Below are 13,941 nucleotides of genomic sequence, written 5' to 3' on the forward strand. Positions count from 1 at the left end.
TGGCGGCCGGGGCATTCACACCGGCGCAGCGATAACGATGATCGTACGATCTCTTCCCTTCTTGCCTTTCCCGTGCGGGCCGGGTAGCGGGAATGCTGGTTGGGCGGGCGTGCCCTGCGTGTTCTCTCCGCCGCGCGGTCCCCGGTGCGCGACCATACGGACGCTGTCAAGAGCGAGCAGCCAGCCGATGGAAGCACCGAGACAGGAAGAAGGACGGACGTGTCCGGCAGCGAAAGCGAGAACCCCGCAATCCCCTCCCCGACACCCGAGCCCACTCGTCCCAGGACGAACCGGGACTGGTGGCCGAATCAGCTGGACCTTCAGGTTCTCCACCAGAACTCGCCCCAGGCCAGTCCGATGGGCGAGGACTTCGACTACGCGGAAGAATTCGCGACCCTGGACGTCGACGCGCTGAAGCGGGACGTCTTCGAGGTGATGACCACGTCGCAGGACTGGTGGCCTGCCGACTACGGCCACTACGGGCCGCTCTTCATCCGGATGAGCTGGCACGCCGCGGGCACCTACCGCATCGCCGACGGCCGCGGCGGCGGCGGTTCCGGCGCGCAGCGCTTCGCCCCCCTCAACAGCTGGCCCGACAACGCGAGTCTGGACAAGGCGCGCCGTCTGCTCTGGCCGGTCAAGCAGAAGTACGGCCGGAAGATCTCCTGGGCCGACCTGCTGGTGTTCGCAGGCAACTGCGCAATGGAGTCGATGGGGTTCAAGACTTTCGGTTTCGGCTTCGGGCGGGAGGACATCTGGGAGCCCGAGGAAGTCTTCTGGGGGTCCGAGGACACCTGGCTCGGAGATGCGCGCTACAGCGGTGACCGGGAACTCACCGGACCTTTCGGCGCCGTGCAGATGGGGCTGATCTACGTCAATCCCGAGGGCCCCAACGGAAATCCGGATCCGATCGCCGCCGCCAGGGACATTCGTGAGACGTTCGCGCGCATGGCGATGAACGACGAGGAGACGGTCGCGCTCATCGTCGGCGGCCACACCTTCGGCAAGTGCCACGGGGCGGTCGATCCCGAATACGTCGGTCCGGAGCCGGAAGCCGCCCCGCTGGAGCAGCAGGGCCTCGGCTGGCACAACTCGTACGGCAGCGGCAGCGGCGTCGACGCGATCACCAGCGGGCTCGAGGGCGCCTGGACGACCGAGCCGACCAAGTGGGACAACGGGTACCTGGACAACCTGTTCAGGTACGACTGGGAGTTGACGACGAGCCCGGCCGGGGCGCAGCAGTGGACCCCCAAGGATCCCGCGGCCCAGGGCACGGTGCCGGACGCGCACGATCCGTCCAAGCGGCACGCACCGATGATGCTGACGACGGACCTCTCGCTGAAGCTGGATCCGGTCTACGCGCCGATCTCGAAGAGCTTCCACGAGAACCCGGACAAGCTCGCGGAGGCGTTCGCCAAGGCCTGGTACAAGCTGCTGCACCGCGACATGGGGCCGATCTCGCGGTACCTCGGCCCGTGGATCCCCGAACCGCAGCTGTGGCAGGACCCCGTTCCCGCGGTCGACCACGAGCTGGTCTCGGCCGGGGACGTGGCCGCGCTCAAGGGCCGGATCCTCGCCTCCGGGCTGACCGTCTCCCAACTGGTCACCACGGCGTGGGCGTCGGCGGCCAGCTTCCGCTCCACCGACAAGCGCGGCGGGGCGAACGGCGCCCGCATCCGGCTCGCACCGCAGAAGGACTGGGAGGTCAACGACCTGCCCGAGGTGGCTCAGGTGGTACAGACCCTCGAAGGGATCCAGCAGGACTTCAACGGCTCACAGGGCGGCGGAACCAAGGTTTCGCTGGCCGACCTGATCGTCCTGGGCGGGTGCGCGGCGATCGAGCAGGCCGCGAAGAACGCCGGGCTCGACATCACCGTCCCGTTCGCGCCCGGGCGCACGGACGCCACGCAGGAGCAGACCGACGTGGAGTCGTTCGCCGTGCTCGAACCGCGGGCCGACGGGTTCCGCAACTACCTCCAGGCGGGCGAGAAGCTGTCGCCGGAGACCCTGCTGCTGGACCGCGCGAGCATGCTGGACCTGACGGCGCCCGAGATGACGGTGCTGATCGGCGGCATGCGGGCCCTGAACACGGGCTTCCGGCAGTCCCGGCACGGTGTGTTCACCGACCGGCCGGAGACCCTGACGAACGACTTCTTCGTCAACCTGCTGGACATGGGTACGCAGTGGAAGGCGTCAGCCACGGACGAGAACGTGTTCGAGGGCCGTGCCGGCGGCAAGGGCGAGCCCCGGTGGACCGCGACCGCCGTGGACCTCGTCTTCGGTTCGAACTCCCAGCTCCGGGCACTCTCTGAGGTCTACGCCTCCAAGGACGCGCGGGAGCAGTTCGTCCGTGACTTCGTGGCGGCCTGGGACAAGGTGATGAACCTCGACCGGTTCGACCTCGTCTGACGCGGACGTCCCGGCCGGCCGCTCGTGGCGGCCGACCGGGACTCCGGACGGCGTGTCAGGAAATGCGTCAGAGCGCGCTCTTCGACGCGGTGGAGACGACGCACTCCTTGTACTCGCTGCCGTCGCCCTTGCCGGTGTACGGCGCGGTGGCCTCGGTCTGCTGGGACGCACCGGCCTTGACCTTGAGGCTGTTCACCCGGGCCGTGGCCGCGACCGCGCTCGAGCCGGCGGCCGGGTTGAACTTCATGGTGACGTTGTAGGTGTAGTCCACCGAACCGCTGTTGGTGACGGTCAGGCGGGCGACCAGGTTCTTGCCGGTGCCGTCCAGCTTGCAGCTGTCGATCTTGATGTCGCGCTCGGCCTTGTCCCGGCTGGAACCACCCGTGGTGCTGGTGCCGCCGGAGGTGCTGCTCGTGCCGCTGGTGCTGTCGCTCCCGCTGGTGCCGCCGGAGCTGCTGCCGCCGGAGCTGCTGGAGCTGGAGTGGCTGCTTCCGCCGCAGCTGGCGCCGTGGGAGCCCCGGGCCCCGGTGAGCGCGACGACGGCGATACCGAAGACGGCTATCGCGCGGACATGACGAAACTTCACGTTCTACCCCGTTGGAATGTCAGGAACCGAAATACGCCCGCCTTGACGGGCACACGTCACCCTAACAGCGGATTCGGACAACTCGATTCCGCCGCGCCCACATCCGCCGCTCGGGCGACGGGGACGGGTTCAGCCGGGGTCGACGACGAGGTCGGCGCGGTGGCGGCCGGCGGCGACGAGGCGGGCGTTCGCCTCGTCCGAGCGGGCCACCCAGGCGCGTGCGCGGGCCGGTTCCTTGCCGTGGCGGACGTGCCGTTCGACCAGGCGCCGGACCCGCGCGTCCTCGTCCGGAGCGCAGTACCAGGCCTCGTCCAGCAGCGGCCGCACTCCGGCCCACTCCCCCGCGTCGTGCAACAGGTAGTTGCCCTCGGTGATGACCAGCGGTACGTCCGGAGCAACAGGGATGCTGCCCGCGATCGGCTCCTCGATGGAGCGGTCGAAGGCGGGCGCGTAGACGGTGGCACCGCCGGCGGCGGATGCGCGCAGCCGCGCCAGGAGCGATACGTAGCCGGCCGCGTCGAAGGTGTCCGGGGCCCCCTTGCGGTCGGCCCGCCCCAGGCGGTTCAACTCGGCCTGGGCGAGGTGGAACCCGTCCATCGGGACCACCACGGCCGTCCGCGGGCCGAGCGCTTCGGCGAGCCGGGCGGCCAGGGTCGACTTCCCCGCGCCCGGCGGCCCGGCCACGCCGAGGATCCGCCGACCGCCCCGGCCGGCCAGCTCGGCCGCCCTCACCACCAGCTCCGTCGTCGTCTGCACGTGCGTATCCTGCCCGAGGATCACGTACTGCGGGGGGGGGCGGGCCGGGCGGCGGCGGCGCGGTCGTCGCGTCTGCGCGCTCCACCGCCGCCCGGGGTGTTCAGCGGTGCGGCGTGTTCAGTGGTTCGCCAGGCCGGGGGTCAGCAGCGGGGGCAGGCGTCGCGGATCACGCGCCAGGTGAAGGTGACCGGGGCCGAGGCACCCGTGGCGTCCCTGGCGGTGACGGTGACGGTACGGGTTCCGCTGCCGCGCAGGACGCCCGAGATCAGGCCGGTCGAAGCGTTGATCGAAGTACCGAGGTGCAGGTTCGAGGCCGACCAGGTGTACGGCTTCACGCCGCCGGTGGCCGTCATCTGCAGGTAGGCGCTGTCCCACTGGAGGCTGACCTGGTTGCCGGGGTTGGCCACGACCGGGGCGGCCGCCACGTCTTGGATCGCGGGCGCGGCACCGACCTGCGGGGCGGCGAGGGCCGGTCCGGCAGGCGCGGCCAGGAGGGCTGCCAGGCCGATGGCCAGGGCCGCCAGTCTGCGCGGGGTGCGTAAGTGTGTGCTCAACAGGGCCTCCGAACTCGTCGGGTGGCGCGGGCGGTTCCGGCATGGGTCCCGGAAAGCCGTCAACACCCGTACTGGGTATGTGTGTTCGAGGTGCGATGGGGCGTCGGAATCATAGGCGGCCACGGCTGCGGCGTCGATGGCGCCGCACCGGGCGTTTCGCCCGGGAACGCTCCGCTAGGACGCGGGCTTCCAGCCCCAGGCCGTGAGCATGCCGGGGGACAGCCCGGTGCACCGGGGCGAATCCAGGTAGGCGACGGCCTCGTCCAGCCCTGCGTCGTCGACGAGGCCGGTCCCCACCATCGCCGCGCGGGCCCGCTCCCAGGTATCGGCCCAGAACCTGCTGATCGGGCTCCCCGGCAGGAGGGGTGGTACGTGGATCTCGGCCGCCACGGATTCCAGCCCCGCCCCCCGCAACAGCTCCGGGTGCCGGGGGACGTGGGAGACGTCCGTGCCGATGCTCTCGCGCAGCCCCTGCCACATGGCCCGCATGGCGCGGGTGTACGGCGTGCTGGGTGCGGAGGCGGTGGTGAGGTCGACCGCGTCGCTGACGACGAGTACGCCACCGGGGGCGAGGAGCCGGCTCAGCCTGGCGACCATGTGCTGCGGGGAGGGCAGGTGCATGAGCAGGAACCGCGCGTGGACCAGCCGGAAGGGGCCCGGGGCGAAGTCGTCGGCGGTGACGTCGGCCTGGAGCACGGTCAGTCCGGTCACGGGGTGCGCGGCGAGGAAGCGCACGTCGCGGTCCACGGCGAGGACCTCGGCGACGCCCGCTTCGGCGAGCAGGCGGCGGGCCACCGTGCCCGTTCCCGCTCCCACGTCCAGGCAGGTCCAGCCGGGTCCCGCCCCCAGCGTTCGGAGCCGGGCCATGGTGGTGTCGTCGTACGTGAGGGCGCCGAGGTCGATGCGGTCGCCCTCGCCTCCCTGGTCGGGCCGGAAGACCTGCTCGCCGTAGCGCCCCCCGCCCGGGGAGCCGGCACCGTCCGGTGACAGCCCTGTGTCAGCCATGGGGCAATTGTCCCCTCGATCGGCCGTGCGCGCGTGGCGTCGGGCCCGGCCGGGCGTACGCCGCGGTCGGGCGGCCGCGTCAGGCTCCGCCGCCCCGGGTCGACAGCGACGTGTGCCAGGCCGGGGGTTCGGCGGCGGGCTCCGGCGCGGCCCGCCGGCCGCCCGTGGCGAAGAACGCCGACAGCGGGAGCGTGGCCGCGCCGACCGTGACCGCGTCCGGTCCCAGCGCGCCGAGGCCCACCGTGACCCGTCCGGCCGGGTGGCGCAGGGAGTAGCGGGTCGCGTGCCGCCGGACCGAGGGCAGGACGTACGGGCCGAGCAGCAGCCCCGCCCAGCCGCCGATCAGGATCCGCTCCGGCTGGAACAGGTTGACCAGGTCCGACAGTCCGGCACCCAGGTACTCCGCCGTCTCCTCCAGGAGCTCCACGGCGACCGGATCCGCCGCTCGCGCCGCCGCGAGGAGCTCCGAGAGCGCCTCTTCCTCGTCCACCGCCCCGGGCCGCGCGGGGCCGCCGCCGCGCTCGACCCAGCGGGCCAGCAGCGACTCCGCGCCCGTATAGGCCTCCAGGCAGCCCCGCGCGCCGCAACGGCAGCGCCTGCCCCGTACCGAGACGGTCAGGTGGCCCCATTCCAGGGGGGTGCCCTCGGTGGTCCCGCCGTCCGGTGAACCGTCGGTGATCAGGCTCGCGCCGACCCCCGAGCCGAAGAGCACGACGACCGCGTCCTTGGCCCCGCGCCCGGCGCCGAACCACATCTCCGCCTGGCCGAGCGTCCGCGCGCCGTTGTCGATGAGGTACGGGACCTCCTCGGGCAGCACCCCGGTGGCGCGCAGCAGCCGCTCCAGCGGGACGGCGTCCCATCCGATGGTCTGGCCGTGCACCACGGATCCGCCCGGTGCGTCGTGGTCCACGATGCCGGGTACGCCGACTCCGACGCCCAGCAGCCGGTCGGCGCCGATCCCGGCGTCGGCCAGCACGCTGGTGATGCCGGCCGCGACGTGGTCGACGATCGGGCCGACGTCGTAGCAGCCGCGGGGCAACAACGGCATCTCGGTGCGGGCGAGTTCGGTCAGAGCGAGGTCGAAGAGCTCGACGCGGACCCGGGTCTCGCCGACGTCGACGCCGATCATGCACGCGCTGCCGGGGCGGACGCGCAGCAGGGTGCGGGGGCGGCCGCCTTCCGAGTCGACGACGCCGGCCTCCTCCAGCAGCCCGTCCGCGACGAGTTCGCCGACCACGTTGCTGACGGATCCGGAGCTCAGCCCGGTCGCGGGTCCGAGTTCCTGGCGGCTCATCGGGCCGCCGAAGTACAGCCGCTGGAGCACGGCGCTGCGGTTGCCGCGCCGTAGGTCCCGTACCGTGCGTCCGCCACGAGCTGTCGTCATCTGGCCCCTTCCGCCGTCACGCCTGCGTGACTCCGCTCGCAACATACCCTTGCGCGACCACTTGACGCGACCCTTCCACGCCGCTTAACTCACGTCCTAAATTAAGGCCTGGACCAACGGTCGGTCCAGCACAGCAGGCATTCCGCAGGGACACCCGCGGCCCGGGCCCACCTCGCCCGCGGCCCCGTCCGCCGACCCGATCGACCCGCCCACCGGCCTTCCTCCCGCCCCGCCGAAAGGGACCGAGCCGTCATGCGCAGATCCACAGCAACAGCCACGGCCGCAGCCGTCACCGTCGCCGCCCTGCTCGCCACCGCCACCGGGTGCGGCGGCGGATCCGCCGACGGCGCCGGCTCGAACTCCGCCCCCGGCGAGCTCACGTACTGGGCCTCCAACCAGGGCGCCGACATCGCCGCCGACCAGGCCGCCCTCGGCCCGGAGCTGAAGAAGTTCGAGGAGCGGACCGGCATCAAGGTCAAGCTGGAGGTGATCCCCTGGTCCGACCTGCTCAACCGGATCCTCGCCGCCACCGCCTCCGGTCAGGGCCCCGACGTCCTGAACATCGGCAACACCTGGACCGCCTCGCTCCAGGCCACCGGGGCGCTGCTGCCCTGGAACGCCGAGAACTTCGAGGCCGTCGGAGGCCGGGACCGCTTCGTGGCGTCGGCCATCGGCTCGGCCGGGGCCGCCGGCCAGGACCCGGCCGCCGTCCCCCTCTACTCCATGGCGTACGCCCTCTACTACAACAAGAAGATGTTCCAGGAGGCGGGCATCGAGAAGCCGCCCGCCACCTGGGACGAGCTCGTCGAGACCGGCCGCCGGATCAGCGGCGACGGCAAGTGGGCGCTGGGCGCCGAGGGCGCCAACCTCGCCAACAACATCCACCAGGTCTTCGTCCTGTCCCGGCAGCACGGCGGGTCCTTCTTCGACGCCGCCGGCAAGCCCACCTTCGACACCCCCGCCAACGTCGCCGCCGTCAAGCAGTACGTCGACCTGATGGCCGAGGCACGGATCGTGGCGCCGGGCAACGCCGAATACGACAAGAACCAGTCGCTCCAGGACTTCGCGGGCGGCCGGACCGCCATGGTGCTGTGGCAGAGCGCGGCCAGTTCGTTCAAGGCCCACGGCATGAAGGAGGGCGACTGGGGCACGGCCCCCGTCCCGGTCCCGGCCGGCGCCGCCCCGGGCACCGGCACGGGCGTCAATTCCATGGTCGCCGGCATCAACATGGCCGTCTTCAAGAACACCGACAACCTCGACGGCGCCCTGAAGTTCGTGGGGTTCATGACGAGCGACGAGGAACAGAAGATCCTCAACGGGACCTACGGCTCCATCCCTCCCGTCAAGGCGGCGCAGAGCGACCCGGCCTTCGCGGACCAGGACCTCACCGTCCTGCGCGACACCCTCGCCACCAGCGCCGCCCCGCTCCCCCAGGTGCCCGAGGAGTCGCAGTTCGAGACGACCGTCGGCACGGCCGTCAAGGAGCTCTTCGCCGACGCCGCGGCGGGCCGGCCGGTGACCGCCGAGTCGGTCAGGGCCAAGCTCGCCAAGGCCCAGCAGCAGATGGCGAACTGAGCCGCCGGCCATGACCTCCGCGCCCAGTACGGTCCCGCCCGGGACCGGCTCGCCCACCGGCTCCCCCACCGGCTCCGCCGCCGCGCGCGGGACCGGGGGCGTCCTCGCCCGCGTCCGCCGGCCCGGCGGCGGCTCCCGCCGCCCCGGGCGGGCCCGCCGCAGCGCCCTGCCCTACCTGCTCCTGCTGCCCGCCCTGCTGCTCGAACTGCTCGTCCACCTGATCCCGATGGTGATGGGGATCCTGATGAGCTTCCGCAAGCTCACCCAGTTCTTCATCCGGGACTGGTCCCGGGCCCCGTGGACCGGCTTCGACAACTACGAGCTCGCCGTCGACGTCAACCGGCCCGTGGGCCGGGCCCTCCTCGACTCCTTCGCCACCACCTGCCTGTTCACCTTCCTGTCCGTCGCCCTGTGCTGGCTGCTGGGCACCGCGGCCGCGGTGTTCACCCAGCACTCCTTCCGCGGCCGCGGCCTGCTGCGCGCACTGTTCTTCGTCCCCTACGCGCTGCCCGCCTACGCGGCCGTCATCACCTGGGCGTTCATGTTCCAGCGGGACAACGGCCTGGTGAACCACGTCCTCCACGACCAGCTGGGCCTCGGCGGTGCCGAGAACACCTTCTGGCTGATCGGCGACAACAGCTTCTGGGCGATGCTGACCGTCTCCGTGTGGAAGAGCTGGCCGTTCGCCTTCCTCATCGTGACGGCCGCCCTCCAGAACATCCCGGGAGACCTGTACGAGGCCGCGGCCCTCGACGGCGCGGGGGTGTGGCAGCAGATCCGCCGCATCACGCTGCCCTCGCTCGGCGCCGTCAACCAGGTCCTGGTCCTCGTCCTGTTCCTTTGGACCTTCAACGACTTCAACACCCCCTTCCTGCTGTTCGGCAGATCGGCCCCCGAGGCCGCCGACCTCGTCTCCATCCACATCTACCAATCGAGCTTCGTCACCTGGAACTTCGGCACCGGTTCGGCCATGTCCGTCCTGCTGTTGCTCTTCCTGCTCCTCGTCACCGCCGCGTACCTCCTCCTGACCGGTCGCGGCCGGAAGGACGCCGATGCCCGCTAGTACGCACTCCCCCAGGGGCGGCGGCCGCCTCGCCCGCGGCCCGCTCGATCCGCCGGCCTCGTTCCGGGCCCTGCGGGCCGTCTTCCTCACCCTGCTCGCCGCCTTCACGCTGCTGCCCGTCTTCGTGATGGTCACCAGCTCCCTCAAACCGCTCCAGGACGTCGCCGGACGGTTCCGGTGGATCCCGAGCGGGCTCACCCTGCGCCCCTACACCGACATCTGGCACACGGTCCCGCTCGCCGAGTACCTGGTGAACTCGCTGATCGTGGCGGGCACCGCCACCCTCGCGTCCGTCGTGATCGCCGTCTTCGCGGCATATGCCGTCAGCCGCCACCGCTTCCGCGGCAGGCGCCTGTTCACCCTGACGGTGCTGTCCACCCAGATGTTCCCGGGGATCCTCTTCCTGCTCCCCCTCTTCCTGATCTTCGTGAACGTCGGCAACGCCACCGGGATCGCCCTCTACGGCTCCCGCGGCGCGCTGATCCTCACGTACCTCACCTTCTCCCTCCCCTTCTCCATCTGGATGCTGATCGGCTACTTCGACTCGGTGCCGCGCGACCTCGACGAGGCGGCGATGGTCGACGGCTGCGGTCCTCTCGGCGCGCTCTTGCGCGTCGTGGTGCCCGCCGCCGTCCCCGGCATCGTCGCCGTCGCCGTCTACGCCTTCATGACCGCGTGGGGCGAGGTCCTCTTCGCGTCCGTCATGACCAACGACGCCACCCGCACCCTGGCCGTCGGCCTCCAGGGGTACTCCACGCAGAACGACGTCTACTGGAACCAGATCATGGCCGCCTCGCTCGTCGTCAGCATCCCCGTCGTCGCCGGATTCCTTCTGCTGCAGAAGTACTTGGTGGCCGGACTCACGGCAGGAGCCGTCAAATGACCCTGTACGAAAGCCTTCCCGCGACCGGCGCCGGCGTGGACTCCGTCGACGTCGCTGCGCTGCCCCGCGACTTCCTCTGGGGCACCGCAACGTCCGCCTACCAGATCGAGGGCGCCGTCGCCGAGGACGGCCGGGCGCCCTCCATCTGGGACACCTTCTCCCGTGTGCCCGGCGCCGTCGACGGCGGTGACACCGGTGACACGGCCTGCGAGCACTACCACCGCTGGCCCGAGGACATCGCCCTGATGCGGGAGCTGGGCACCAACGCCTACCGGCTCTCCGTCGCCTGGCCGCGCATCGTCCCCGGTGGCGACGGCCCGGCCAATCCCAAGGGCCTGGACTTCTACGACCGCCTCGTCGACGGCCTCCTCGCCGCCGGCATCCAGCCCTCCGTCACCCTCTACCACTGGGACCTGCCGCAGGCCCTCCAGGACCGCGGGGGCTGGCCCGCCCGGGACACCGCGGAGCACTTCGCCTCGTACGCGGGGCTCGTGGCCGCACGCCTCGGCGACCGGGTCACCCAGTGGGCCACCCTCAACGAGCCGCTGTGCTCGGCCTGGATCGGCCATCTGGAGGGGCGGATGGCTCCCGGCCTGACCGACCTGACCGCCGCGGTCCGCGCCTCCTACCACCTCCTCCTCGGCCACGGCCTCGCCGCCCGCGCCGTCCGCGCGGCCGCCTCCGGCGCCAGGGTCGGCATCGTCAACAACCTCTCCACCGTCGAGCCCGCGACCCCCCGCGAGGACGACCTCGAAGCGGCCCGCCGGATGGACGGGCACGTCAACCGCTGGTGGCTCGATCCGGTGCACGGCCGGGGGTTCCCGGCCGACATGCGGGAGGTCTACCGGGTCGAGCTCCCCGAACGCGCGGGCGACCTCGACGCCATCGCCGCCCCCCTCGACTGGATCGGGCTGAACTACTACTTCCCGCAGTTCGTCACCGCCGACCCGGAGGGTCCCGCTCCGTACGCCCGCCAGATCTCCCGTCCCGGCGTCCGGCGCACCGGCATGGACTGGGAGGTCGACGCCGGCGGTCTGGAGACCCTGATCATGCGCCTGCACCTGGAGTACGGCGCCGGGCCCGTCCACATCACCGAGAACGGCTCCGCCTACCCCGACACCGTCGCCCCGGACGGCACCGTGCACGACCCGGAACGGGCCGCCTACCTCACCGCCCACCTCGCCGCCTGCGCCCGCGCCGCCCGCAGGGGCGCGCCCGTGGCCGGGTACTACGCCTGGTCCCTGCTGGACAACTTCGAATGGGCCTACGGCTACGACAAGCGCTTCGGCCTGGTCCACGTCGACTACGCCACCCAGCGGCGCACCGTGAAGTCCAGCGGCCGCCACTACGCCGCGATCATCGCCGCCCACCGGTCGGGGGCCCGGTGAGAGTGCGCTGCGGGGCGGCTCCTGCCGCCCCGCAGCGCACGCGTCGAATCCGGAGGGTCAGGGGAAGGAGACGATCGTGGAGGGGACGGTCGAGGTGCCCGAGGTGGGGGCGCCCGTACTGTTGATCACATGCTCGTACTGGCCGTTGCCGCCGAGCGAGACCACCAGCAGGTCGTGGAACCTCACGCCCGGCTTGACCGGGGCCTGGAAGCCGTGCTCCTGGCGGATCGTCGGGTCGACGTTGTAGTAGCAGTAGCTGCCCAGTCCCCATCCCTCGTGGACGGCCACCGAGTCCGCCACCTGGTAGGCGGCGTAGCCCTTGATCGAGCCGTTCTGGATCGCCGCCTGGTTGGGGGCGTCGTACGCCTTCTCGTTCTGGAAGAAGATCGTCCGGCCGCGTTCGCCGTTCCACTGCACGTCGTACTTGTTGAAGTGCTCCACGAACAGCCCGGTGGCGAGTACGTCGTCGCCGTTGACGCGGAAGCCGTAGTCGGAGCGGTTGGTCTCCCAGCCGACCCCGTCGCCGTGGTCGGCCCGCCAGATCCAGGTGTGGTCGACGATGGTGTCGTGGTTGTTGACGACCATGCCGACGGTGGCCTTGCCCGGGCCGGCGCCGCCGACGCGGATGAAGACGTCCTGCACGGTGGTGGGGTCGGCGGCGTGGTCGGTGGTGGTGCCGGCGGGGCCGATCTCCAGCAGGGAGGGCGAGTTGACCGGGCCCGCGTCGATCAGGAAGCCGGCCAGCCGCACCCCGTCGACGTCGCCGACCTTCATGGCGGTCACCCCGTTGTCCGGGATGACGGTGGCGAGGCCGAGGCCGAGGACCACGGTGCCGGGCCGGTTCACCTGGATGGTCCGGTCGACGTGGTAGACGCCGGGGGTGAAGAGCAGGTGCAGCCCCTGGGTCAGCGCCTGGTTGATCGTCGCGGCGCTCGCGCCGGGCTTGACCACGTAGAACTGGCTGAGCGGGATGGAGCTGCCCTGCGGGGCGGTTCCGTTGCCCCATGAGGTGCCGCGCGCGTTCACCCGCTTGGCGGGCACGAACACCTTGTAGTCGTTGCCGTCGAGGTACAGGAAGGGCTTCTCGCGGGAGACCGGGGTGGTGTCCAGGGTGGTGTACGGGGGGTTCGGGAAGCCCTGCGCGGGTGCACCCCGGGTGCCGGAGAAGACCTGGTTCCAGACGCCGTTGGACCAGCCGCCGATCGAGCTGTCGCGGGTGTACCACTGCTGCTGCGAGTAGTTGCCGACCTGTCCGTCGATCTTCGAGTCGGCGATGTAGCCGCCGGAGGCCCAGCCGTAGCCGTCCGGGGAGAGGTTGAGCCCGCCCTTGACGTGCATCCGGCGGAACGGCGCGGCCTGGGAGACGGCCCAGCGGTCGGTGCCGTTGACCGGGTTGAGGGCCAGGTTCTCGGCGGAGCGCCAGAAGTTCTGCGTGGCGTTGCCGTTGAACCAGCCCGCGTCGACGGTCACGTCACCGTTGATGGTGGTGTCGTCGGGGCTCAGTCCCAGCCCGGAGATGGAGGTGTAGAAGCCGATCTGGGCGTTCAGGCCGTTGTAGGTCCCGGGCTTGAACAGGAACTGGTAGCGGCCGGACCCGAACTGCGCGGACTCCTGCTGTCGGAAGACCTGGTCGAGCCTGGCCTGGATGCCGGGGGTGGAGGGGTCGAAGACGATCACGTTCGGGCCGAGGTCGCCGCCGCCGGGGAGGGTGGGGCCGGTGTCGGTGGTCCCGTAGACCTGGAACTCCCAGAGGGAGTAGCCCCAGGCGGTGGCGCGCTGGGTCCCGTACACCCGCACGTGCCGGGCGGTGCCGGTGATGTCGAGCGTCTGGACGCCCCCGGGGCCGGCGGTGGTGGAGTAGGCGGTGGTCCAGTCGGTGCCGTTCGTGGACAGCTCGATCCGGTAGGCCCGCGCGTGGGCGGTCTCCCAGCGCAGGACCACCTGGCTCAGCCGGGCGGGGGCGCCGAGGTCGACCTGTATCCACTGGGGGTCGGCGAACTGGCTGGACCAGCGGGTGCCGTTGTCGCCGTCGACGGCGGCCGCGGCGGGGGTGCCGGCGCCCTCGACGCTGGAGGCGGTGGCGGGCTTGCCCTGCGAGAGCAGGACGGGCGCCGCCTGGGCGGTGCTGCTGCCGGGCACCAGCACGAGGAGGGCGGCGACCAGCGCGGCGGCGAGGGCCGCCGCGAGCGATGGCCTGGGAGCTGTGGGGGTGAGGGGCATGCGGAGTGCTCCTGACGTCGTGGATCCGGGGGGATCGAAGCGTGAGTGAACTGCCCGCCGAGGAGGCCGTCAAGGGCTTGAGCGTTCACGAAAAGAAGGCCGGACGAGGCGTCATATG

At 71.5% G+C, this 13,941-nt stretch carries 11 protein-coding genes; 5 read left to right on the top strand and 6 right to left on the bottom strand.

The annotated features are described in order from the left end of the window. Window positions 1–219 precede the first annotated feature (219 nt). A complete protein-coding gene (gene katG / locus OHA91_RS01970; protein WP_328738414.1) occupies window positions 220–2,409 on the top strand; it encodes a catalase/peroxidase HPI in 2,190 nt (729 codons plus the stop codon). Window positions 2,410–2,476: 67 nt separating this feature from the next. On the opposite strand, the gene OHA91_RS01975 is transcribed toward katG, so the two are convergent. From OHA91_RS01975 to OHA91_RS01995, 5 genes are all read right to left on the bottom strand, one after another. After that, window positions 2,477–2,995: a hypothetical protein gene (locus OHA91_RS01975; RefSeq protein ID WP_328738415.1), complete on the bottom strand. Its 519-nt coding sequence runs from the start codon at window positions 2,993–2,995 to the stop codon at window positions 2,477–2,479. Window positions 2,996–3,124: 129 nt separating this feature from the next. Beyond that, window positions 3,125–3,751, bottom strand: a complete 627-nt coding sequence (locus OHA91_RS01980; RefSeq protein ID WP_266496257.1) for a nucleoside/nucleotide kinase family protein — start codon at window positions 3,749–3,751, stop codon at window positions 3,125–3,127. A gap of 140 nt (window positions 3,752–3,891) precedes the next feature. Then, window positions 3,892–4,305 (bottom strand): Ig domain-containing protein, encoded by a 414-nt coding sequence (locus tag OHA91_RS01985; protein WP_266496254.1) that lies wholly within the window; start codon window positions 4,303–4,305, stop codon window positions 3,892–3,894. A 174-nt stretch (window positions 4,306–4,479) separates the two neighbouring features. Beyond that, window positions 4,480–5,310: a class I SAM-dependent methyltransferase gene (locus tag OHA91_RS01990; protein WP_266496252.1), complete on the bottom strand. Its 831-nt coding sequence runs from the start codon at window positions 5,308–5,310 to the stop codon at window positions 4,480–4,482. Between the two features lie 79 nt (window positions 5,311–5,389). Next, complete coding sequence (locus OHA91_RS01995; protein ID WP_266496250.1) at window positions 5,390–6,694, bottom strand: ROK family transcriptional regulator; 1,305 nt, start codon at window positions 6,692–6,694, stop codon at window positions 5,390–5,392. 252 nt (window positions 6,695–6,946) lie between these two features. Between OHA91_RS01995 and OHA91_RS02000 the strand changes: the two genes are divergently transcribed. The 4 genes from OHA91_RS02000 to OHA91_RS02015 are packed head-to-tail and all read left to right on the top strand — an operon-like array spanning window position 6,947 to window position 11,603. Beyond that, window positions 6,947–8,269: an ABC transporter substrate-binding protein gene (locus tag OHA91_RS02000; protein ID WP_328738416.1), complete on the top strand. Its 1,323-nt coding sequence runs from the start codon at window positions 6,947–6,949 to the stop codon at window positions 8,267–8,269. Between the two features lie 10 nt (window positions 8,270–8,279). After that, complete coding sequence (locus tag OHA91_RS02005) at window positions 8,280–9,332, top strand: carbohydrate ABC transporter permease (RefSeq protein ID WP_266496246.1); 1,053 nt, start codon at window positions 8,280–8,282, stop codon at window positions 9,330–9,332. Beyond that, window positions 9,322–10,215, top strand: a complete 894-nt coding sequence (locus tag OHA91_RS02010; protein ID WP_266496243.1) for a carbohydrate ABC transporter permease — start codon at window positions 9,322–9,324, stop codon at window positions 10,213–10,215. Before OHA91_RS02005 ends, OHA91_RS02010 begins: the two co-directional genes overlap by 11 nt. Continuing rightward, window positions 10,212–11,603: a GH1 family beta-glucosidase gene (locus OHA91_RS02015; protein ID WP_328738417.1), complete on the top strand. Its 1,392-nt coding sequence runs from the start codon at window positions 10,212–10,214 to the stop codon at window positions 11,601–11,603. Before OHA91_RS02010 ends, OHA91_RS02015 begins: the two co-directional genes overlap by 4 nt. A gap of 57 nt (window positions 11,604–11,660) precedes the next feature. On the opposite strand, the gene OHA91_RS02020 is transcribed toward OHA91_RS02015, so the two are convergent. Continuing rightward, window positions 11,661–13,823 carry a discoidin domain-containing protein gene (locus OHA91_RS02020; protein WP_328738418.1) on the bottom strand — a complete coding sequence of 721 codons (2,163 nt, stop codon included), beginning with the start codon at window positions 13,821–13,823 and terminating at the stop codon, window positions 11,661–11,663. Between the last annotated feature and the right edge of the window lie 118 nt (window positions 13,824–13,941).

The organism is Streptomyces erythrochromogenes, assembly GCF_036170895.1.
Classification (GTDB): domain Bacteria; phylum Actinomycetota; class Actinomycetes; order Streptomycetales; family Streptomycetaceae; genus Streptomyces; species Streptomyces erythrochromogenes.